Source organism: Dactylosporangium sp. NPDC051484 (assembly GCF_040689395.1).
Classification (GTDB): domain Bacteria; phylum Actinomycetota; class Actinomycetes; order Mycobacteriales; family Micromonosporaceae; genus Dactylosporangium.
Map to the genome: position 1 here is coordinate 542463 of NZ_JBFAZX010000001.1, position 20909 is coordinate 563371.

General features: G+C 71.2%; 19 protein-coding genes. 12 read left to right on the forward strand and 7 right to left on the reverse strand.

Annotation, left to right across the window (positions count from 1 at the left end; translation table 11 throughout):
* Positions 1-3 precede the first annotated feature (3 nt).
* Both AB0367_RS02715 and AB0367_RS02720 read left to right on the forward strand, forming a co-directional pair.
* Positions 4-726 (forward strand): NUDIX domain-containing protein, encoded by a 723-nt coding sequence (locus AB0367_RS02715; protein ID WP_366224399.1) that lies wholly within the window; start codon positions 4-6, stop codon positions 724-726.
* Positions 727-1016: 290 nt separating this feature from the next.
* Positions 1017-2003, forward strand: a complete 987-nt coding sequence (locus tag AB0367_RS02720; RefSeq protein WP_366224647.1) for a CDP-alcohol phosphatidyltransferase family protein — start codon at positions 1017-1019, stop codon at positions 2001-2003.
* Positions 2004-2072: 69 nt separating this feature from the next.
* Here the strand turns inward: AB0367_RS02720 and AB0367_RS02725 are convergent, their stop codons facing one another.
* From AB0367_RS02725 to AB0367_RS02735, 3 genes are all read right to left on the reverse strand, one after another.
* A complete protein-coding gene (locus tag AB0367_RS02725) occupies positions 2073-3326 on the reverse strand; it encodes a phosphatidylserine decarboxylase (protein WP_366224400.1) in 1254 nt (417 codons plus the stop codon).
* A gap of 93 nt (positions 3327-3419) precedes the next feature.
* The gene (locus AB0367_RS02730) at positions 3420-3665 is read right to left on the reverse strand and encodes a hypothetical protein (RefSeq protein ID WP_366224401.1); all 246 of its coding nucleotides are present in this window, start codon (positions 3663-3665) and stop codon (positions 3420-3422) included.
* Positions 3662-5689, reverse strand: a complete 2028-nt coding sequence (locus AB0367_RS02735; protein ID WP_366224402.1) for a PspC domain-containing protein — start codon at positions 5687-5689, stop codon at positions 3662-3664. The genes AB0367_RS02730 and AB0367_RS02735 overlap by 4 nt, the downstream gene beginning before the upstream one ends.
* Positions 5690-5847: 158 nt before the next feature.
* On the opposite strand from AB0367_RS02735, the gene AB0367_RS02740 reads away from it, so the two are divergent.
* Together AB0367_RS02740 and AB0367_RS02745 are read left to right on the forward strand one after the other, a co-directional pair.
* Positions 5848-7131 carry a PspC domain-containing protein gene (locus AB0367_RS02740; RefSeq protein ID WP_366224403.1) on the forward strand — a complete coding sequence of 428 codons (1284 nt, stop codon included), beginning with the start codon at positions 5848-5850 and terminating at the stop codon, positions 7129-7131.
* Positions 7128-7784 carry a response regulator transcription factor gene (locus AB0367_RS02745; protein WP_366224404.1) on the forward strand — a complete coding sequence of 219 codons (657 nt, stop codon included), beginning with the start codon at positions 7128-7130 and terminating at the stop codon, positions 7782-7784. The genes AB0367_RS02740 and AB0367_RS02745 overlap by 4 nt, the downstream gene beginning before the upstream one ends.
* A 3-nt stretch (positions 7785-7787) precedes the next feature.
* Here the strand turns inward: AB0367_RS02745 and AB0367_RS02750 are convergent, their stop codons facing one another.
* Positions 7788-8516, reverse strand: coding sequence for a PIG-L deacetylase family protein (locus AB0367_RS02750; RefSeq protein WP_366224405.1), 729 nt, complete (start codon positions 8514-8516; stop codon positions 7788-7790).
* Between the two features lie 25 nt (positions 8517-8541).
* Positions 8542-8835: a chorismate mutase gene (locus AB0367_RS02755; RefSeq protein ID WP_366224406.1), complete on the reverse strand. Its 294-nt coding sequence runs from the start codon at positions 8833-8835 to the stop codon at positions 8542-8544.
* Positions 8836-9256: 421 nt separating this feature from the next.
* Here AB0367_RS02755 and pcrA point away from each other — a divergent pair, with 421 nt between their 5' ends.
* The 5 genes from pcrA to AB0367_RS02780 all read left to right on the forward strand — a co-directional run bounded on the left by pcrA (position 9257) and on the right by AB0367_RS02780 (position 16072).
* Positions 9257-11656, forward strand: coding sequence for a DNA helicase PcrA (gene pcrA / locus AB0367_RS02760; protein WP_366224407.1), 2400 nt, complete (start codon positions 9257-9259; stop codon positions 11654-11656).
* 180 nt (positions 11657-11836) lie between these two features.
* Entirely contained in the window at positions 11837-12232 is a 396-nt protein-coding gene (locus AB0367_RS02765; RefSeq protein WP_366224408.1) for a cobalamin B12-binding domain-containing protein, read from the forward strand.
* A 392-nt stretch (positions 12233-12624) separates the two neighbouring features.
* Positions 12625-13800, forward strand: coding sequence for an ADP-forming succinate--CoA ligase subunit beta (gene sucC / locus AB0367_RS02770; protein WP_366224409.1), 1176 nt, complete (start codon positions 12625-12627; stop codon positions 13798-13800).
* Positions 13801-13805: 5 nt separating this feature from the next.
* Positions 13806-14705, forward strand: a complete 900-nt coding sequence (gene sucD / locus AB0367_RS02775) for a succinate--CoA ligase subunit alpha (RefSeq protein ID WP_366224410.1) — start codon at positions 13806-13808, stop codon at positions 14703-14705.
* Between the two features lie 62 nt (positions 14706-14767).
* Positions 14768-16072 (forward strand): DUF6350 family protein, encoded by a 1305-nt coding sequence (locus AB0367_RS02780; RefSeq protein WP_366224411.1) that lies wholly within the window; start codon positions 14768-14770, stop codon positions 16070-16072.
* 32 nt (positions 16073-16104) lie between these two features.
* Here the strand turns inward: AB0367_RS02780 and AB0367_RS02785 are convergent, their stop codons facing one another.
* Positions 16105-16677 (reverse strand): DUF4190 domain-containing protein, encoded by a 573-nt coding sequence (locus AB0367_RS02785; RefSeq protein WP_366224412.1) that lies wholly within the window; start codon positions 16675-16677, stop codon positions 16105-16107.
* 232 nt (positions 16678-16909) lie between these two features.
* Here AB0367_RS02785 and purN point away from each other — a divergent pair, with 232 nt between their 5' ends.
* Complete coding sequence (gene purN / locus AB0367_RS02790) at positions 16910-17524, forward strand: phosphoribosylglycinamide formyltransferase (protein ID WP_366224413.1); 615 nt, start codon at positions 16910-16912, stop codon at positions 17522-17524.
* Positions 17517-19049, forward strand: coding sequence for a bifunctional phosphoribosylaminoimidazolecarboxamide formyltransferase/IMP cyclohydrolase (purH, locus tag AB0367_RS02795; RefSeq protein ID WP_366224414.1), 1533 nt, complete (start codon positions 17517-17519; stop codon positions 19047-19049). The genes purN and purH overlap by 8 nt, the downstream gene beginning before the upstream one ends.
* Positions 19050-19073: 24 nt before the next feature.
* Here purH and AB0367_RS02800 read toward each other — a convergent pair whose 3' ends face one another.
* On the reverse strand, positions 19074-19994 hold the full coding sequence (locus AB0367_RS02800) for a serine hydrolase (RefSeq protein ID WP_366224415.1): 921 nt from the start codon (positions 19992-19994) through the stop codon (positions 19074-19076).
* A gap of 31 nt (positions 19995-20025) precedes the next feature.
* Between AB0367_RS02800 and AB0367_RS02805 the strand changes: the two genes are divergently transcribed.
* Entirely contained in the window at positions 20026-20892 is an 867-nt protein-coding gene (locus AB0367_RS02805) for a bifunctional methylenetetrahydrofolate dehydrogenase/methenyltetrahydrofolate cyclohydrolase (RefSeq protein WP_366224416.1), read from the forward strand.
* Positions 20893-20909: the final 17 nt, after the last annotated feature.

Here is a 20909-nt window from a genome sequence, read left to right on the forward strand (position 1 = left end):
ACCATGACGCAGACTCGGTTGATCACGGTCTACGGGCGGCTGCCGGGCGCGGACGACGAGGTTGGCGGCCCGATCCGGCACGGGGAGAATCCCGCGTCCGCGGTGGTCCGCCTCTTCCGCGACGAGGCCGGGCTGCCGGTGGTGGTTTCGGCGGTACGCGAGGTGCGTGCCCTGGTTACCCCCGGCGTCCACGAGGACCGGGTGACCTTCGACGTGGTGCCCGCCGCCTCGTCGGGCTCGGCGCCCGCGCATGCCGCCGAGCCCGGCGCGGAGTCGGAGCTGCCGAAGGGCCAGCGGTTCGCCGCATACGGGGTCGTCACTGATCCTGCGGGGCGCGTGCTGCTGACCGAGATCGCCCGCGGGTTTCCGGGGGCCGGCCGCTGGCACCTGCCGGGCGGCGGCACCGACGTCGGCGAGCAGCCGGCCGACGCGCTGCTGCGCGAGCTGTACGAGGAGACCGGCCAACGAGGCGAGATCGTCGAACTGCTCGGGGTCACGCACCGGCGCAGCCTCGGAGTCGTCGGCCCGGAGGGGTATCCGATGAACTGGCACGCGGTCCGGGCGCTCTACCGGGTGCTGGTGCCCGAGCCGTCGATACCGAGCGTTACGGAGGCAGCCGGCGGGTCGACCGCGACGGCGGCATGGTTCGCGCCAGGGGAGTTGCCGGATCTACCCGTGACCGAGGTGGTCCAGTGGGCCCTCTCACTGCCTGCGACGGCGGAGTGACCGCTCTCGTTACTATGGACTGCAGGTTAACGAGAAACTACACCCTGTAGTCCCGTGGCTCGCCTCTGATGGCGGTTTCCTTCCTGAGGCATCGCCAACTGCGTCACGATATGGGATCGTGTAGATCGCGAGATAGGCTCGTGAAACGGACACCGGGGGTTAAACGACCCCGAAACGCGACCGTGGGAACCTCGTTCCTACATGGAGGATCAGTGCCGAGAGCACCTTGGCAGCGACGACGCACCACGGACAGTCCGCGACCTGGCGGGGGCCGGCAGTGGGCGGGACGGCTGCGACACAGCGGCTCCCTCGCCCGCCAGGTGCTCTTCGCCGGACGCGTCGGCCGCCGCGGTGAGGGCAATGTCGCCGGCGCGACCTCGCTGCTCGTGCCCCCCGCGGAGACCGACATGAGCACCGGCCGGGTCCGGCTGCCGCGCCTTCGGATGCACCGCAGTGACGGATTGTCACGGGACCTGGCCGCCGAGGCGATCTCGGCCGCGCCGGTCAGCCCGGCCGGTGTCGCCTCTCAGGCGGGCCAATCGCCGGCTGGCGTAGTGCGCGACGAGCCGCCGCCGCTGGCGATCCCGCTGCTGCCCGGCGAGCACACGATCGCCCGCCGCATCCGGTTCGCTCTGGTCAACGCCTGCACCCTGGGCAGCCTGATGCTCGGCCTGTCGGCGATCTTCATCGCGGTCAACAACGGCGACGTCCGGATCGCGGCCTCGCTGCTCATCGCGTGCGTCGTCTTCGACGGCCTTGACGGCTTCCTGGCCCGCCGGCTCGGCGTCGCGAGCCCGTTCGGTGCCCAGATGGACTCCCTCGCCGACATGTGCTCGTTCGGCCTGGCCGCTCCGGTCGTGGTGTTCGCCTGGCTCAACGGCTCGGCCCCGACTGGCCTGCTCGTGCCGGCCTGCGCGCTGGTCGCGTGCGCCGCGGCGATCCGCCTGGCCCGCTTCAACGTGTCGCCCAAGGACGGCCGCTTCTTCTGCGGCGTGCCGACCACGATGTGCGCCGCGGTGCTGGCCCTGAGCACGCTGATCGCTCCGCAGATGCCGCCCGTGCTGCGGGTGGCCGGCGTGGTGCTGCTGGGCCTGGCGATGGTCTCCAGCTTCCCCTACGCGAAGCTGGCCCGGCTGCTCAAGCTGCCGCCGTGGTTGCTGGTGCTGCCGGTCATCGGCGCGCTGGTCAACTACCGGATGACGTTCGTCGTGGTCGTGCTGGCCTACCTGGTCAGCGGCCCGCTGATCTGGCTGCGCCAGCGAAACCGCACCGCCTGACCGGCCCGAGTCGCGACGACGGCCCCCACCCGCTCGGGTGGGGGCCGTCTCGTTGAGCCGTAGCGCTCTTTAGTGCCAGGTGGCGATGACCGTCTGGCCGCCGACGACCCGGTCGCCCGGGGCCACGACCGGCGTCGCCCGCTCGGCGGGCAGGTACACGTCGGTGCGCGAGCCGAACCGGATCAGACCGAACCGCTCGCCCTTGGCCAGCAGCGAGCCGATCGGTGCCCGCTGCACGATCCGCCGCGCGATCAGCCCGGTGCGCTGCACGACCGCGACCGGCCCGTGCGCGGTCTCCAGCAGCGTGTACGCCGCCACGTTGTGCTCGGCCTCCGGCTTCATCGCCGCGGCGTATCCACCGTCCTCGACGAAGTAGTCGATCACCTTGCCGGCCACCGGCGCCCGGTTGACGTGCACGTCGAGGACCGACAGGAACACCGCGATCCGCAGGAACTCGATGTCGCCGAAGCGCTTGTCGTGCATCCGCTCCACGCCAAGCACCTTGCCGTCGCTCGCGGCCACCACGGCCCTCGGGTCCTCCGGCACGTCGCGCTGCGGGTCGCGGAAGAACGCCGCGACCGGGGCCGCGGCCAGCGCCGGGACCAGCCACAGCTTCGACTTCGGCCGGGCCGCCTTGGCCAGCGCGGCCAGGCCGAGCGCGATGCCGGCCGCGGCCACGCCGTTGGAGTCGATGTTCATGCCCCGGGTCAGCGGGACGCTGGAGGGGCGCAGCGCGGGTAGCAGGCTTTCCGCCGTGGCGTGGTCGGCCGGGGTGTGCCGCAGCCGGTGGATGCGCACCGGCGGCACGTTGCGCAGCACCAGGTCGCTGCCGACGCCGTAGAGCGCGGCCTGCCGCTCGACCTCATCGGCGGCGCCGCTGGGCAGCCGGGTGGCGGGCACCACCACGGCCAGCACACCGCCGGTGGTGACCAGCTTGGCCAGGCCGGCGAGCACCTCTCGGGCGTCCTCGGCGCTGCCGGTGAGCGCTTCGGCGTGAATCACCACGTCGGCGGGGTCGGCGGCGTCGACCGAGTCGATCACGCGGGTGCGCTCGGCGACCCAGCGGCCCTGACGCTCCACGTGCTCGCGCAGTGCGGCCGCGGCGTCGGGGCCGGACCCGACCACCGTCAGCCGGTCGTCCGGCAGCAGCGCGTCGATCGCCGCGGCGAGGGCGGCGGAGCCGGCGGTCGCGCCGATCACCAGGCCGGTCTTGGGGCCGCTGTGGCGGGCGAGCTCGGAGGCGAGGACCCGGGCGGCTCGGTCACCGATCTGGATCGGGCGGCGGGATGCGCCGGACGTGCCGCCAACGGGAAACTGGGTCATCTCGGAAGGACTCCTCAGGCAGAAAGACGAGAACAGGCAGCTGGCCGACGGGTCACCCGCCCCGCCGGCCAGCATATTCCGTGCTGCGGTCCGTCAGTCGACATCCAGGTCGTAGTCGTACGGATCCGCGTTCTGCTCGGCCTTGCCCCGCTCCGACGACTTGTCGGAGCGCAGCGCCCCCACCAGGCCGAGCCCCCCGAAAAGGATCAGGCCCACGGCCACGATCCAGCCCGCGTTGAGGTGCACCGAGACGGCCTGGTTGAACAGCCAGACCACCACGATTCCCAGGAAGATCAGGCCGAACGTCAGCGAGACGCCGTCCAGTCGGTGTGGCTTCATCGGGTCACCGTCACATTGCCGACTTTCACGTCAAGGTTGAGATGGAGTCTGCCCCCACCTTGGCCGTCCTCGCCGTAATCGGTGAACGACCTGGTCTGCCTGAGCCCGCCGCAGTCGTTGCCGAAGACCCGGCAGTCACCGGCCTGGATGCGCACGTCGACGGTGACGTCGACCTGCGGCGGTACCACGATCTGGAGGTTGCCGGCCCCGACCTGGAACGCCACCGTCACGTCCTGCTCGGCGAAGTTGATTTGACTGAGGTCCGCGTTGACGTTGCCGAAGTCCGTCGAGTACTGCGACTGCAGGGACCCAACCGATGCGGGTGTGATGCTGATGTTCTCGGTGCGGCGCGGCACGGGCGTGCTCGCCACGGTCGCGATCGCCAGCGCGATGCTCAGCAGGGCGCCGAGCAGGATCAGCACCCGCGCCCGGCCGAGCCACGCGCCCGTGATCAGGCCGAGAGCGGTGATCGCCAGCGGTACCGCGAAGAACGTGCTGGGCTTGAAGTCCGCCACGGTGACCTCGAGCACGGTCAGTACTCCCAGCGAGAGCAGGATCAACGAGAACGTGATCCGCCCGAGCTTCGAGCGCTCCTTCGGCGGCTTCGGCGGCGGTGGGGTCGGTGCCAGCCCCGGGTAGGGCGACGTCGGGACGCCGGGCGGCGGGTAGCCGAGGCTCGCCGCGTACGGGCTGGTGCCAGCGTAGGGGCCGTGCGGGGCGAACGGCGCCCGGTAGCCCGCCGGGCCGGCCTTGGGCAGGGGCGGCAAGGGCGGCAAGAACGGCAGCGGATTCGGTACTGAGGGTGCCTGCTCACTCACCGCCGAGTACGCGACGGGCTCGCCGGTGGCCGGGAACGCCGTGGTCGGTGCCGATCCGGTGGTGGGAGCGTAGGCGGTCCTGTCCTCCCGCGCCAGGCCGGCGGTGGCGCCCGGTTCGGCACCGCTCGCAGCGGCGGGGCCCGGCGGCGGGGTCCCGAACGATGCGGGTCCGAACGAGGGGGATCCGAACGATGGCGACCCGAACGGCCGGGGGCCGGACGATGCGGATCCGAACGAACCGGTCGCGCCAGGGCGGGCCTCGAACTGCGCGGCCCCGAACGGCGCCCCGGCCGGAGCGAACGGCCCCGGCTGGGCCGGGTTGGGCACGGCGGGCGGCACGAACGGACCGGCGCCCGGCTGCTGGTTGCCGCCCTGCCCGCGCATCACGAGCGCGACCACGCCGATCACGATGGCCAGCCCGACCAGGGCTGCGCTGAAGTTCTGCGACATGACGAGCAGGAACGCGAGCGTCGCGCAGACGCCGATGACGATCGCCTGCGTCGGCGAGGTGGCCGAGCGGCCGCGGCCGAGCAGCGCCTCGAGCGGGGAGCCGGTGTCGCCCTCGGCGGGCAGGAGCAGCCAGCCGAGCAGGTACGCGACGATGCTCACACCGCCGGCCAGCGTCAGCACGGCGAAGATGACCCGCCAGAGCGTGGGGTCGGTGTTGGTGGCCCGGCCGATGGCCGCGCAGACGCCGGCCACGTAACGGCCCTGCTGCGGCCGGACGAGCAGTGCCCGGTTGAACCCGGCCCCGAACGGCGGCTGGTTGCCGAAGGGCGGTTGGTTGCCGAACGGCGGCGGCGTGGCTCCCGGCGGCGGAGGTGGCGGCACACTGCCCGGCGGTGGCGTGCCGGGCGGCGGCACACTGCCCGGCGACGGCGTGCTGCCGGGAGGTGGCGTGCTGCCGGGCGGCGGCGTGGCCGCGCTCGATGGGGACGGCGTGGGCTCCTCCGCCGTCCTCGGCTCGTCGGGCGGCGTGGGGGTGCCGGCGGCGACGTGGTCCGCCTCGATGCGGGGTTCGTCGTCGAGGGTGCGGGTGGGGGCCTCGTCGCCGGCGCCGGATGCGGCGGGCCTCGCGGACTCGTGGGCGGACCGCTCGGTCGTGGCCGTGGCGGCCTCGTCCGGAGCGCGGTCTTCCACTGGCTGCGCGGCCCGTTCCGCGGCGGCGGCGTGGGCCGGCTCGTCGGCGGCAGGCGGTTTCGTCATGCCATCAATGCTCGCGGACCAGGCCCGCCCGCCGCCTCAGGCATCGACCCTGAGGCCACCCTGATTCTGCGGCTCCGGGGCGCTCGGAGTGGTCCGGCCGTCGCCGTTCGTGTGACGATCTGAGGTACCGAAGCCCGAACGGAGCAGAAACGAGCGCGATGAGCAGCCCAACCCCCGCCCGCCGCCTGTATCGCGAGCCCGCCGACCGGGTCGTCGCGGGCGTGGCGGCCGGCATCGCCGCGCACCTCGGCGCGCCGGTGCTGCTGGTCCGGGGGGCGTTCGTGGTGCTCGCCGTGTTCAACGGGCTCGGCGCGCTGCTCTACGCCGCCTTCTGGGCGGTGCTGCCGCTGCCGCCGCACGACCGCCGCGGCGGGCGCAACGTCAACCAGCTGTTCTCGTTCCTCGCGCTTGGCGTCGGCATCGCGGTCCTGCGCCTGATGGTGCAGCCCGGCGGCAGCGTCGAGGCCGTGATCGGCTGGCTCGCCGCGATCATCGCGCTCGGCGCCGGCATCATCTGGCACCAGGCCGACCCGAAGCGGCGGGAGCGCTGGTCGTCGACCGTGCCCGGCATGCCCTGGCTCGGCGCGATGATGGACAACAACCGCAAGTCGTACCTCATCCGCTTCGTCGGCGGCGGCCTGCTGGTCATCGTCGGGATCATCGGCGTGTTCGTGGTCGGCGTGGTCCCGCTGCGTGGCGTGCCGTTCTCCTCGATCGGCTACGGGCTGGCCTTCGCCGCCGTGGCGCTCGCGGGTGTGGGGCTGGCGCTCGCGCCCTTGCTGTATCGCATGTTCACCCAGCTCAGCGCGGAGCGCGAGGCGCGGGTGCGCGAGCAGGAGCGGGCCGAGCTGGCCGCCATGATCCACGACCAGGTGCTGCACACACTGGCGCTGATTCAGCGCAACGCCGGCGACGTCAAGGAGGTGCAGCGCCTCGCCCGGGGGCAGGAGCGCACCCTGCGCAACTGGCTGTACAAGCCCACGGCCTCGCCGATGGAGAAGTTCAGCGCGGCGCTGGAGGAGGCGTCCGCCGAGGTCGAGGACACGTTCGCGGTCGCGGTCGAGACGGTCGTCGTCGGCGACGTGGACGTCGACGAGAAGGTCGGCGCGATCGTCGCGGCGGCCCGGGAGGCGCTGGTCAACGCGGCGAAGCACGCGAAGGTGCAGACGATTTCGCTGTACGCCGAGGTGGAGCCCGACTGCGTCAGCGTCTTCGTGCGTGACCGGGGCGCCGGCTTCGACCTCGCCGCGGTGGACGATGATCGACACGGCGTGCGCGGCTCGATCATCCTGCGCATGCAGCGCCACGGCGGCAAGGCCGAGATCCGCAGCACGCCGGGCGAGGGCACCGAGGTGCGCCTCAGCATGCCGATCGACACGGAGGCTCGGCGCCGCAAGCCCGCGGCTCAGGGCGTAGGTCACAGTGAAGGCGGAGAAGGATGAGCACCGAAGAGACCCAGCGGCTGCGAGTGTTCCTGGTCGACGACCACGCGATGTTCCGGGCTGGCGTCCGCGCCGAGCTCGGCCTGCATGTCGACGTAGTGGGCGAGGCGAGCGCGGTCGCCGAGGCGGTGCAGAAGATCTCCGCGATCGAGCCCGACGTCGTGCTGCTCGACGTGCACATGCCCGACGGCGGCGGCCGCGCGGTGCTCGACGCGATGCGCCGCAGCCACCCGCACGTGCGCTTCCTGGCGCTGTCGGTCTCCGACGCGGCCGAGGACGTGATCGGGCTGATCCGCGCCGGCGCCCGTGGTTACGTGACCAAGACGATCTCCCCGGACGAGCTCGCCGACGCCATCCGCCGAGTCGCGGACGGCGACGCGGTGTTCAGCCCGCGGCTGGCCGGCTTCGTGCTCGACGCGTTCGCCGCGCGGCCGGACACCCCGGTGGCCGACCCCGAGCTCGACCAGCTCACCAACCGGGAGCGGGAGGTGCTGCGGCTGCTCGCCCGGGGATACGCCTACAAGGAGATCGCGAAGGAGCTCTTCATCTCGATCAAGACGGTCGAGACGCACGTCTCCAACGTGCTGCGCAAGCTGCAGATGTCCAACCGATACGAGCTGTCCCGGTGGGCCGCCGACCGCCGGCTGGTCTGAGGCTCAGGCGGTCGCGAAAATCGAGTAGCCCTCGGCGAGGCGGCCGTCGGGCAGGCCGCCTGCCTTCGCCACCATGGCGTGCCGCCCGCGCAGCATCTCGTCGAACCCGTCCAGGTGCGACGTCTGCGACACGTGCGCCCGCAGGGCCGCCAGCTTGCGCGGGAACACGTCGGTGACGTCGACGAAGTAGTCGGGGTTGGGGCCCCCGCTGTACCAGATCTCGCGCACCGTCCAGGGCTCCAGCCCGATGTCGGTGAACGTGAACGGGTTGCGCGCGTCCGGGTAGACCGCGCAGGTCGTGGCCTCGCCAGCGGCCAGGTGGTCGGGGTGACTGGGGCCGGCGATGCGGTCCCAGCGGCGCAGGGGAGAGCTGGTCAGGATCCGGTCGGGCCGGAAACGGCGGATCGCCGCCGTGATGTCCCGGCGCAGCCCGATCGTGGGCTCGAGGACGCCGTCGCGGTATCCCTCCAGGAACTCGACCTGCTTGACGCCCACGACCGCCGCGGCCGCCCGCTGCTCCGCCTCGCGCAGCGCGGGCATCTGCTCGCGGGGCGTGTCGTCGAAGCCGCCGGCGTCGCCCCGGGTCACCAGCAGGTATGCCACCTCGATGCCGGCATCGACCCAGGTCGCGACCGTGCCGGCCGAGCCGAAGTCGACATCGTCGGGGTGCGCGAGCACGCACAGCACACGCTGGACGTCGGTCAGGGGCGCGGCCGAGGGGGGAAAACTCATGTATCTATTAGTACCGTCCCCCGACCTACAGGGGACCCCGGCCGGCGCGCAGGATCAGCAGCGCGAGCTGCGTGCCGTCGGCGCCGAGCTCCGCGCTGAAGCGCTCGAGGATCTCGCGCTCGCGGGAGAGCACGAGCCGGGTGCCGCCAGCGGCGATACGGGTCTTGCCGACCTCCTGTGAGATCGCGGCGCGTTCCTTCCACAGCGCGACGATCGCGGCGTCGATCTCATCGATGCGGTTGCGCAGGCCGGCGATGTGGTTGTCCGGTGAGACCTGCTGGGCGTCGGAGGGCTGCTGCTCCATGGTGATGGTGGCCATTTCTCTGCGTCCTTGTCGGATCGGGTCCGGTGCTCCGCTCCCGGGAACGCGAACGCCCCGGGCTCGGAACCCGGGGCGTCGGTAGGTTTTTGCGATCAGGCGCAACCCACGGCTGCCGGATTCCGGTAGCCGTAAAAAAAGTAGTGGGGCGCCCGCTCGATCACGTAGCCGATTATGGCACGCGGTCAAGCGCTGCGGGAGGATCTTCCGCAGGTTGGGACGCGTCGGTTACCGGCCATCCATACGACCCGCACGGCACGCCGCCGGAAAACGCGCCCACTGCGCGGAGCGCCGCAGAAGTGTCCGCGGAGCGGGCATGGGGGTCCGGGGTGGGAACCCCCCCGGGCAGCGCCGCGCCGAAGGCGCCGCCAGGCTGGGAACTGCGCCGCCGAGCTGGGTACGGCATAGACTCGCCCCTGCGATGCATGCTCTCTTCGAGGTTCCCCAGTCCCGCCCGCCGCAGCCCGAGGCCCCGGCGGCGCAGCCCAGACCGCCCAAGCATGACCTGCTGGAAGGGCTCAACGGCCCACAGCGCGACGCGGTGACCCATGAGGGCCAGCCGTTGCTCATCGTGGCCGGCGCCGGGTCCGGCAAGACCAAGGTGCTCACGAGTCGCATCGCCCACCTGCTGGCGGCGCGCGGCGTGCACCCCGGCGAGATCATCGCCATCACGTTCACCAACAAGGCCGCCGGCGAGATGAAGGAGCGGGTCGCCCGTCTCGTGGGCAACCGCGCCCGGCTGATGTGGGTGTCCACGTTCCACTCCGCCTGCGTGCGCATCCTGCGCGCCGAGCACGACCATGCCGGGCTCAAGTCGACGTTCTCGATCTACGACGCCGACGACTCGCGCCGGCTCATGCAGCTCGTCGTGCGCGAGCTCGACCTCGACCCGAAGCGTTATCCGGCCCGCGGCCTGGCCACTCAGGTGTCCAACCTGAAGAACGAGCTGATCGACCCCGAGGCGTTCGCCGCGACCGCGAAGGGGCCGGCCGAGCGGGCGCTGTCGGAGGCCTACACGCTCTACCAGCAGCGGCTCAACGAGGCGCACGCACTCGACTTCGACGACCTGATCATGCGGGTCGTGCACCTGCTGCAGAGCCACCCCGAGGTCGCCGAGAGCTATCGCCGGCGCTTCCGCCACGTGCTCGTCGACGAGTACCAAGACACCAACCACGCGCAGTACATGCTGGTGAAGGAGCTGGTCGGGGACACCGGCGAGCTGTGCGTGGTGGGCGATGCCGACCAGTCGATCTACGCGTTCCGCGGCGCCACGATCCGCAACATCCTGGAGTTTGAGCGCGACTACCCCAACGCGCACACGATCCTGCTGGAGCAGAACTACCGCTCAACCCAGACGATCCTGTCCGCGGCCAACGCCGTGATCGGGCGCAACACCGACCGTAAGCCCAAGCGGCTGTGGAGCGACCAGGGCGCCGGCGAGCAGATCGTCGGCTACGTCGCCGACACCGAGCACGCCGAGGCCGACTGGGTGGCACGGGAGATCGACCGGCTCTCGGACAACGAGGGCGTGCGCCCCGCCGACGTGGCGGTGTTCTACCGGACCAACGCGCAGTCGCGAGTGTTCGAGGAGATGTTCATCCGCTTCGGCCTGCCGTACAAGGTCGTCGGCGGCGTGCGGTTCTACGAGCGCAAGGAGGTCCGCGACGCGCTGGCCTACCTGCGCGCCGTGGTCAACGAGGACGACACCGTCAGCGTCCGCCGGGTCCTCAACACTCCGCGCCGCGGCATCGGTGACCGCGCCGAGGCGTGCGTCGAGGCGCTCGCGAGCCGTGAGCGGATCTCGTTCGGCGCCGCGCTGCGCCGCGCGAGCGAGGCTCCCGGCATCTCCACCCGCGCGGTCAACGCCATCGGCGACTTCGTGACGCTGCTCGACGAGCTGCGGGTCATGGCCGAGACCGCGATGCCGGAGGAGGTCCTGGAGGCGGCGTTGGAGCGCTCCGGATATCTCGGCGAGATCGAGGAGAGTACCGACCCGCAGGAGGCGGGCCGGGTGGAAAACCTGCAGGAGCTGGTCAGCGTCGCCCGGGAATACACGGAGCGCACCGAGGCCACCGTCGCCGTCGCCGCCGAGCAGGGTGACGCGACCGCGGTGCCGGGGCCGAGCGTCGCCGGGTTCCTGGAGCAGGTCTCGCTCGTCGCCGACGCCGACCAGATCCCCAGCGACGATCCCGACCACACCGGGGTCGTCACGCTGATGACGCTGCACACGGCCAAGGGGCTGGAGTTCCCAGTGGTGTTCCTCACAGGGCTGGAGGACAGCGTCTTTCCGCACCAGCGGGCGATGAGCGATCGCAAGGAGCTGGAGGAGGAGCGGCGGCTGGCCTATGTCGGGATCACGCGGGCGCGGCAGCGGCTCTACATCTCGCGCGCCGTGACCCGCTCGGCGTGGGGGCAGCCGTCCTACAACCCGCCATCGCGGTTCCTCGAGGAGCTGCCACCGGAGCTGGTGCGGTGGGAGCGGACGGATACGGCGTACACCAGCTGGTCCGGGCGGGCGGGTGTCGGCGGTCGCGGCTCCGGGGCCACGCAGGCGCGGACGTCGTCGTTCGTGGGCGGGACGCCGAAGGCGGCGCAGCTGGCGGCCAAGCTGGGTCTGGACGCCTCGAAGCTGTCCACGGCCTCCGAGCTGCAGCGCGATGTGCCGTCGCTGGCCGTCGGGGATCGGGTCAACCACCAGCGGTACGGGCTCGGACGGGTGCTGGCCGTTGAGGGGGCCGGGGCTCGGGCTCAGGCGCAGATCGACTTCGGCGATCAGGTGATGTGGATCGTCTTGCGGCACGCGTCGCTGGAAAAGATCTGAAAGACCGGGCGTCCGTTTACGAATAGATCGCTTCCATGAATGTCACGGTAGCCACGCGATAATCCGCGGCACAGCCGAGCGGTGTGTGGCGAATCGTTCTGGGTACCTTCGGCTTGGGCCCCGCAATGATGCGGGACCGCACCCGGTGGCCGCCACGAACGGCCGGGAAGGACCGTAAGGATGAGCGCGCGGACCCGCGTCGTCATCGCCAAGCCCGGCCTCGACGGACACGATCGAGGCGTCAAGATCGTTGCCCGGGCATTGCGGGACGCCGGCATGGAGGTCATCTACACCGGCCTGCACCAGACGCCCGAGCAGATCGTCGAGACCGCCATCCAGGAGGACGCCGACGCCGTGGGGCTGTCGGTGCTCTCCGGCGCGCACATGACCCTCTTCCGGCGGGTCATCGAGCTGCTGGCCGAGCGGGGCGCGGCCGACGTGACCGTGTTCGGCGGCGGGATCATCCCCGACGAGGACCTGCCCGAGCTGGAACGGCTCGGCGTGGCGCGGATATTCACCCCCGGCGCGACGACGCAGTCAATTGTCGAATGGGCCCGGGAAAACATCAAAGTCTGATTGGTCGCAATCGATCGCAGTGGCGATTCAGGAATAGTTGAGGGACCGGACGTACCCCTCTCACGCCCGGCCCCTCTATCGCACGATGCCCCGCCGCCACCCCTCGACCGACAGGGCATCGGCCACCTTGGTGCCGGCCCTGCCCCCCCGAGAATTTTCCGTGGGCGGGCCGACACTGTTCTCAACGACGGATCGCCGGGGCGGTTACGCGTGTGCCGGGGCTGTCCTGCGGAAGTGAAAAAACCGGGTCGGCCCGGTCGGACCGAGGCGGAGTGGAATCGGGCACATCGGGAACCCGCGCGGCGCTCGACCATGGGGCCGTGGTTAGGCTGCGATCGTTGAGCCGTCCTCGCGATGGGGCAGGCGGCACGGTTGACGGAACGGGACCAACTGTGGACCTGTACGAGTACCAGGGGCGCGCCCTCTTCGCCAAGCACGGGCTCCCCGTGCTGGGCGGCGGTGTCGCGGAGACCCCTGAAGAGGCCCGGGCGATCGCCGAGGAGCTCGGCGGCCGGGTCGTCATCAAAGCCCAGGTGAAGGTCGGCGGCCGCGGCAAGGCGGGCGGCGTCAAGCTGGCGGACGACGCCGACGGCGCGACCGCGCACGCGACCAACATCCTCGGCATGGACATCAAGGGCCACACGGTCCACAAGGTGATGGTCACCACCACGGCCAGCATCGCCGAGGAGTACTACTTCTCCTACCTGCTCGACCGCGCGAACCGCACGTTCCTGTGTATCGCCAGCGTCGCCGGCGGCGTGGAGATCGAGACCGTCGCGCACGACGCGCCGGAGAAGGTGGCCAAGGTCGCCATCGACGCGGTGAAGGGCGTCGACGAGGCGACCGCTCGCGAGATCGTCGAGCAGGCCAAGTTCCCGGCCGACGTCGCCGACCAGATCGTGTCGATCGCGGTCAAGCTGTGGCAGGCGTTCGTCGCCGAGGACGCCACGCTGGTTGAGGTCAACCCGCTCGCGAAGACCGCGGACGGCACCGTGCTGCTCCTCGACGCCAAGGTCACCCTCGACGCCAACGCCGACTTCCGGCAGCCGGAGCACGAGGAGTACGAGGACAAGGCCGCGGCCGACCCGCTGGAGCAGGCGGCCAAGGAGAAGAACCTCAACTACGTCAAGCTCGACGGCAACGTCGGCATCATCGGCAACGGCGCGGGCCTGGTCATGTCGACCCTCGACGTGGTCGCCTACGCGGGCGAGGGGCTGGGCAGCAGGCCGGCCAACTTCCTCGACATCGGCGGCGGCGCCAGCGCCCAGGTCATGGCCAACGGCCTGGAGATCGTGCTCGGCGACCCCGACGTGAAGAGCGTCTTCGTCAACGTCTTCGGCGGCATCACCGCCTGCGACGCGGTGGCCAACGGCATCGTGCAGGCGCTGCAGCTGCTCAAGGACCGCGGCGAGGAGGTCACCAAGCCGCTCGTGGTTCGCCTCGACGGCAACAACGCCGAGGAGGGCCGCCGGATCCTCGACTCCGCCGCCAACCCGCTGATCGAGCGGGTCGACACGATGGATGGTGCGGCCCGTCGCGCCGCCGAGCTCGCAGCGAGTGGGGTGTAACGACCATGGCGGTATGGCTTACCGAGTCCAGCAAGGTCATCGTCCAGGGCATGACCGGTGCCGAGGGCTCCAAGCACACCCGGCGCATGCTCGCCGCGGGCACCGACGTGGTCGGCGGTGTCAATCCGCGCAAGGCGGGCCAGCAGGTCGACTTCGACGGCACCAAGCTGCCGGTGTTCGCCAGCGTCGCGGAGGCGATGGAGCAGACCGGCGCCGACACCAGCGTCATCTTCGTCCCCCCGGCCGGCACGAAGTCGGCCGCGATCGAGGCGATCGACGCGCGGATCCCGCTCGCCGTGGTCATCACCGAGGGCGTGCCGGTGCACGACACCGCCGCGTTCTGGGCCCACGCCCAGGCTCAACAGCGGTCGCATGGCAACCAGACGCGGATCATCGGCCCGAACTGCCCCGGCATCGCCAGCCCGGGCAAGTCCAACGCCGGCATCATCCCCGCCGACATCACCGGAGCCGGCAAGATCGGCCTGGTGAGCAAGTCGGGCACGCTGACGTACCAGATGATGTACGAGCTGCGCGACATCGGCTTCTCGACGGCCATCGGCATCGGTGGCGACCCGGTCATCGGCACGACGCACATCGACGCGCTCGCCGCGTTCGAGGCCGACCCTGAGACCGCCGCGATCGTGATGATCGGCGAAATCGGCGGCGACGCTGAGGAGCGGGCCGCCGAGTTCATCAAGGCCAACGTGCGCAAGCCGGTCGTCGGCTACATCGCCGGCTTCACCGCCCCGCCCGGCAAGACCATGGGCCACGCCGGCGCGATCATCTCCGGCTCGGCGGGCACCGCCGACGCCAAGAAGGTCGCGCTCGAGGCGGCCGGCGTCGCGGTCGGCAAGACTCCGACCGAGACCGCCAACCTCATGCGGGAGATCGTCACCGCACTGTGAGTGCAAGTCCGGACGGCCGGGGTTCGTGACCGGCCGTCCGGACTTTGGCAGAGTAAGGGCCGATGCCGACCACCCCAGAGGACCCAGACGAAGGGGCGCAGACCCGGCTCGCCGACCATGAGACCGTACGATTGCCGATCCAGCGGCACGCGGTTCACGGCGAGGATTCTGCCCGCCGCCCGGCCCGGCGTGCCCCGCTGGCCCTCGCCGCCGTGGTCAACTCGCTGTGGGCGGCGGTCGTCTCGCTCGTGCCGACCCTCGTCGTGGTCTGGCTGAGCTTCGCCCTCGACAGCCCCGGCGGCGCCCCGCTCGCGAACGTGCTGCGGCTGGGCCTGGGCGGGTGGCTGCTCGCGCACTGGGTACCGCTGCAGACCGGCATCGGCACGGTCAGCCTCGCCCCGCTCGGCCTGACCGCGGTGGCCGCCTGGCGGGTGTACCGCGCCGGTGTGCACACCTCCCGGGCCGTCGGCGCACGGGCCCGTCCCCGCGGCGCGCCGTGGTCCCCATGGCCGGCCGCCCGCGCCGGCGCGGCCGTCGGCGTCGTCTACGCCGCGCTCGGCGCCCTGGCCGCCGCCATCGCCGAACACAAGGGCCTCGACGTGTCCACGGTGCGCGTCACCCTCACCTTCGCCGCGTTCGGCCTGGTCGCCGGCACGCTCGGCGCCTTCGCCGAGGCCCGCGGGATCGCGCGGCTGGCCGCCCGCACGCCCCAGATAGTGCGCGACGCGACCCGCGCCGGGGCCGTCGCCGCGCTGCTCGTGCTGGGCGCCGGCGCGGCCACGACCGGCATGGCGGTCGCCTTCAGCGGCGGCGACGCCAGCCAGATCATCGACGACTATCACACCGGTATCGCCGGGCAGATCGGCCTCATCCTGGTGTGCGGGTTCTTCGCACCCAACGTGACCGCGTGGGCGGCCAGCTATCTCGTCGGGCCAGGCTTCAGCATCGGGTCGGAGACCTTCATCAGCGCGGCGCACGTGTCGGTGGGGCCTCTTCCCGCGGTACCGCTGCTGGCCGGTCTTCCCTCGACGCCCGCCACCGGCTATGCCCCGCTGCTGCTCGGCTTGCCGCTGGCCGCAGCCATGATCGCCGGGTGGCTGCTGGCGAGGCGGTCGCTACGCGGCGACCCTGGGCGCTCCTGGTTCCCGCTGCTCGGCGCGGCCGCCCTGGCCGGCCCGATCGCGGGCGTGCTGCTCGGGCTCTGCTGCGCCGCAGCCGGCGGCTCCCTGGGCGCGGGCGGACTCGCCGACGTCGGGCCGCACTCCGGCGCGGTCGCGTTCGTCGCCATGTTCATGGTCTCGATCGGCGCGCTGCTGTCAACGGCCGCGACCACGCTCGCGCTGCGCGCAAAAAGGGCGCGCGAGTAGCTCGCGCGCCCTTTATCCGGGGAACGGACTTATTAGTAGACCGTCAGGCTGCTCATGTTGAGCGCGAAGACCAGGATCAGCCACAGCAGCGACAGGCCGGCACCGATACCGCCGCAGATGAGGCCGGCGAGCGCCTGGCCGCGGTTGTTGGCCTCGCCCTGCTTCACCTTGTTCAGGCCCAGGTAACCGAGCACGACGGCGACAGCGCCCAGCAGCAGGCCGATGTAGCAGCAGGTGGCGGGGATCGAGATGATGCCCACGATCATGCTGATGAGGCCGAAGGTGTTCTGCGGCTGCGCGGGCGCGCCGTAGCCCGGCGTGCCGTAGCCGGCGGCCGGGTAGGCACCGCCAGAGGTCGGGTAGGCTCCGCCCGAAGTCGGGTACGGTGTGCCGGAGACCGGGGGCTGCTGCGCGTACGGGTCCTGGTAGGCGGGCTGCTGCGGCTGCGCGTAGGGGTCCTGGTACGCCGGCTGCTGCGGCTGAGCGTAAGGGTCCTGGTATGCCGGCTGGCCGTACTGCGGCTGCTGCCCGTACTGGGGCTGACCGTAGGGATCCTGATTGGGCTGCTGCCCGTACGGATCCTGGCCCGGTGGTGGGTAGCCCATGGCTGTGGCTCCTAAGGCTGGGGACGACTCTCGCTGCGACGGGTGGTGCGCACCAGGGTAGTCCCGAGGGACACGGAACCACGGCAGCCTACTTGCCCCGATCAACTCTGCGTAGGAGCAGAGCGGTGGAGTATCGATAACTGGACCACATCGTCATCGCATTTGCCCGATTTTATATCGTAATGACCGGCAGCCCGCCGCTGAGCAGGGCCAACCCGGTCGATACAGTTTCGTGGTGACAGTTCGGCTTGTGGTGCTCGTGTCCGGCTCCGGGTCAAATCTGCAGGCCCTGCTCGACGCGGCCGAGGACCCGTCGTATGGCGCCACCGTCGTCGCGGTCGGTGCGGACCGCCCCTCGGTCGAGGGGCTCGCCCGGGCAGAGCGCCGCGGTGTGCCCACGTTCGTCGTCCGGGTGAGTGACTTCGCCTCGCGGGACGAATGGGATGAGGCGCTGCTGTCGCAGTGTTCCCGGTTCAATCCCGACCTGGTCGTCTCGGCCGGGTTCCTCAAGCTCGTCGGGCCGCGCTTCCTGTCCGAGTATGAGGGCCGGTACATCAATACACACAACGCTTTGCTCCCGGCATTTCCGGGTATGCACGGCCCGCGCGACGCACTCGCCTACGGCGTGAAGCTCGCCGGCGCCACGCTGCACTTCGTCGACAGCGGTGTCGACACCGGGGCGATCATCGCGCAGGTAGCGGTGCCGGTCCTCGACGACGACACCGAGGACACGCTCCTGGAGCGGATCAAAGTAGCCGAGCGCAGCCAGCTGGTCGACACGGTCGGGCGGATGGCGCGCGAGGGCTGGACCGTCAACGAACGAAAGGTCAGGCTGGGCCGTGGCTAACCGCCGTCCCATCAGACGCGCGCTCATCAGCGTCTACGACAAGACCGGGCTCGAGGAACTGGCGCGCGCGCTGGCCGCCGCCGGCGTGGAGCTGGTCTCCACCGGCAGCACCGCGGGCCGCATCGAGGCGCTCGGCCTGCCGGTCACGAGGGTCGAGCAGCTGACCGGGTTCCCCGAGACACTCGACGGCCGGGTCAAGACCCTCCACCCGAAGGTGCACGCGGGCCTGCTCGCCGACCTGCGGCTGGAGGCCCATGCGGCCCAGCTCGCGGAGCTCGGTATCAAGCCCTTCGAGCTGCTGGTGTCCAACCTGTACCCGTTCACGGACACGGTCGCGTCCGGCGCCTCCGACGACGAGTGCGTCGAGCAGATCGACATCGGCGGGCCCGCCATGGTCCGGGCCGCGGCCAAGAACTTCCACAGCGTCGCGGTGGTCACCTCGCCGGCTTCCTATGATTCGGTACTGCAGGCCCTCGCCGACGGCGGCTTCACGCTGGACGATCGGCGCGACCTGGCCGGCCAGGCCTTCGCGCACATCGCCGAGTACGACGTCGCCGTCGCCGCCTGGTTCGCCCGCGACGACCAGCGGTTCGCGGGCACGGCCCTGCGCAAGGCGGCGACGCTGCGCTACGGCGAGAACCCGCACCAGTCCGCCGCGCTGTACACGGACCCCGCCGCCGCGCCCGGCCTCGCCCAGGCCGAGCAGCTCGGCGGCAAGGAGATGTCCTACAACAACTACGTCGACGCCGACGCCGCGTGGCGCGCCGCGCACGACTTCGCCGAGCCGTGCGTGGCGATCATCAAGCACGCCAACCCGTGCGGCATCGCGATCGGCGCTGACGTGGCCGAGGCGCACCGCAAGGCGCACGCCTGCGACCCGGTCAGCGCCTTCGGCGGCGTGATCGCCGTCAACGCCCCGGTGACCCTCGAACTCGCCAAGCAGATCAGCGAGATCTTCACCGAGGTCGTGGTGGCGCCGTCGTATTCCGATGACGCCCGCGAGCTGCTGACCGCCCGCGCCAACCTGCGGGTGCTGCGCGCGCCGGCCTGGTCGCCCGCCCCGGTGGAGCAGCGACAGATCTCCGGTGGCGTACTCGTGCAGGCCGCCGACCGCATCGACGCCGACGGCGACGCCGTCGCCGACTGGAGGCTCGTCACCGGCGAGCCCGCCGACAAGGAGACGCTGCGCGACCTGGAGTTCGCCTGGCGTGCGGTCCGCGCCGTGAAGTCCAACGCGATCCTGCTCGCCTCCGGCGGCGCGACGGTCGGCGTCGGCATGGGCCAGGTCAACCGGGTCGACTCGGTGCGGCTCGCGGTCACCCGCGCGGGCGAGCGGGCGGCCGGCTCGGTGGCCGCGTCCGACGCCTACTTCCCGTTCCCCGACGGCCCGCAGGCCCTCATCGACGCCGGCATCAAGGCGATCGTGCAGCCCGGCGGCTCGATCCGCGACGAGCTGACCATCGAGGCCGCGCGCGGCGCGGGCGTGACCATGTACTTCACCGGCACCCGGCACTTCTTCCACTGACGCCGAAGTCGTCGCCTTCCCCGGTCACGGCAGCGTGACCGGGGCGGGCACCTTCGCCCCGAAGTATGTCGCGACCGCGTCGCTCACCGTGTGCGCGCCCTTCTCCAGCGTGCCGCCCGGCTTCTGCTCGTACATGACGGCCACCACGTATCGCTCCCCGTCTCCGGCGAACCCGACCGTGTGCGTCACCCAGACGTTCTTGCCGTTGACCGGTTTCTCCGCCCAGCCGTCCTTGTTGCCCGGCTTGAGGCTTGGCCCGGCCGCCCACACGCCCCAGTGCTGGTTGCCCGCGACCTTCCGCAGGGTCGTCACCAGGTAGGACCGGCTCTGCGCGTCCAGCTTCTCCAGGACGTACGACATCAGGTTCTGCAGGTCCTCGGCGCTGCACCGCAGGTTGCGCCAAAAGGTCTCATATCCGTTGATGACCGCGAGGCTGCTCATGCCCTGCTTCGACCGGAGGCGCTCCAGCATGCCCGGCCCGTCGTACTTGTTCCACAGCGCCGTCGTCGCGTCGTTGTCGGAGTTGATCAATGCCTTGTCGAGATTGGACCGATCCGTCGCGTCGAGCGTGATCTGCTTGGCCTGGTTACGCTCCAGCAGATCCGTGGCGATCGCGAGCTTGATCGTCGACGCCGTCCACGTGGTCGCCTTTGTGTCGCCGGCCTTCCACACCGTCCCCGTCGTCCGGTCCCGCACGATGATCCCGAACGTCCCCGGGAGCTTCTGCACGAACGCCGTGGCCTGCTCGCCCTGACTCTTCGCGCTCGGCGCCGCCGACGCACTCCTGCTGCCCAGCCCCGCCACCGCCTGCGGCTCCTGCTGCACCTGCGGCCCTTGGCTCTCGGCCACCACCGGCTGCTGCTCGGGGACAGGGTTTTCATCGTGGCCACACGCCGTCAGCGTGAGCAGGGTGAGGAGGGCGACAACGCCGCGCCGGAGCAGCACGCCCTGCACTCTAATGGCAGGATCGGAACCCGTGACGGCAACCATTCTCGACGGTAAGGCAACGGCGACCGCCATCAAGGACGAGCTGCGCGAGCGCGTCAAGGCGCTCGCCGAGCGGGGCATCGTCCCCGGCCTGGGCACGATCCTGGTCGGCGACGACCCCGGCTCCCACGCGTACGTCGCGGGCAAGCACCGAGACTGCGCCGAGGTCGGCATAGCGTCGATCCGCCGCGACCTGCCCGCGACCGCCACCCAGGCTCAGGTCGAGGAGGCGGTGCACGCCCTCAACTCCAACCCCGCCTGCACCGGTTACATCGTGCAACTGCCCCTGCCGAAGGGCCTGGACGAGCAGCGCATCCTGCAGCTCATCGACCCGGACAAGGACGCCGACGGGCTGCACCCGACCAACCTGGGCCGCCTGGTCCTCAACATCCCCGCACCGCTCCCGTGCACCCCCAACGGCATCGTCCAGCTCCTGCGCCGCTACGACATCCCGATCGCGGGCGCCGAGGTGACCGCGATCGGCCGCGGCACCACCGCCGGCCGCCCACTGGGCCTGATCTTCACCCGCAAGAGCGAGAACGCCACGGTGACCCTCTGCCACACCGGCACCCGCGACCTGCCCGCCCACACCCGCAACGCCGACATCATCGTCGTCGCCGCCGGCTCCGCCGGCCTGCTCACCCGCGACATGGTCAAGCCCGGCGCCGCGGTCCTGGATGTGGGCGTGACCCGCGTGGTCGGCGAGGACGGCAAGGCCCGCCTGGTGGGCGACGTGTCCCCGGACGTGGCCGAGGTGGCCGGCTACCTGGCCCCCATGCCCGGCGGCGTAGGCCCGATGACGAGGGCGATGCTCCTGACGAACGTGGTAGAACTCGCCGAACGCCAAGCCTCGTAACACCCACCGCCCCACCC

Excerpts from the sequence above, each read along its gene's own strand:
- AB0367_RS02715 (WP_366224399.1), top strand. The coding sequence starts at position 4 with ATGACGCAGACTCGGTTGATCACGGTCTACGGGCGGCTGCCGGGCGCG.
- AB0367_RS02725 (WP_366224400.1), bottom strand. The coding sequence starts at position 3,326 with ATGACCCAGTTTCCCGTTGGCGGCACGTCCGGCGCATCCCGCCGCCCG.
- AB0367_RS02730 (WP_366224401.1), bottom strand. The coding sequence starts at position 3,665 with ATGAAGCCACACCGACTGGACGGCGTCTCGCTGACGTTCGGCCTGATC.
- AB0367_RS02735 (WP_366224402.1), bottom strand. The coding sequence starts at position 5,689 with ATGACGAAACCGCCTGCCGCCGACGAGCCGGCCCACGCCGCCGCCGCG.
- AB0367_RS02740 (WP_366224403.1), top strand. The coding sequence starts at position 5,848 with ATGAGCAGCCCAACCCCCGCCCGCCGCCTGTATCGCGAGCCCGCCGAC.
- AB0367_RS02745 (WP_366224404.1), top strand. The coding sequence starts at position 7,128 with ATGAGCACCGAAGAGACCCAGCGGCTGCGAGTGTTCCTGGTCGACGAC.
- AB0367_RS02750 (WP_366224405.1), bottom strand. The coding sequence starts at position 8,516 with ATGAGTTTTCCCCCCTCGGCCGCGCCCCTGACCGACGTCCAGCGTGTG.
- AB0367_RS02755 (WP_366224406.1), bottom strand. The coding sequence starts at position 8,835 with ATGGCCACCATCACCATGGAGCAGCAGCCCTCCGACGCCCAGCAGGTC.
- pcrA (WP_366224407.1), top strand. The coding sequence starts at position 9,257 with ATGCATGCTCTCTTCGAGGTTCCCCAGTCCCGCCCGCCGCAGCCCGAG.
- AB0367_RS02765 (WP_366224408.1), top strand. The coding sequence starts at position 11,837 with ATGAGCGCGCGGACCCGCGTCGTCATCGCCAAGCCCGGCCTCGACGGA.
- sucD (WP_366224410.1), top strand. The coding sequence starts at position 13,806 with ATGGCGGTATGGCTTACCGAGTCCAGCAAGGTCATCGTCCAGGGCATG.
- AB0367_RS02780 (WP_366224411.1), top strand. The coding sequence starts at position 14,768 with ATGCCGACCACCCCAGAGGACCCAGACGAAGGGGCGCAGACCCGGCTC.
- AB0367_RS02785 (WP_366224412.1), bottom strand. The coding sequence starts at position 16,677 with ATGGGCTACCCACCACCGGGCCAGGATCCGTACGGGCAGCAGCCCAAT.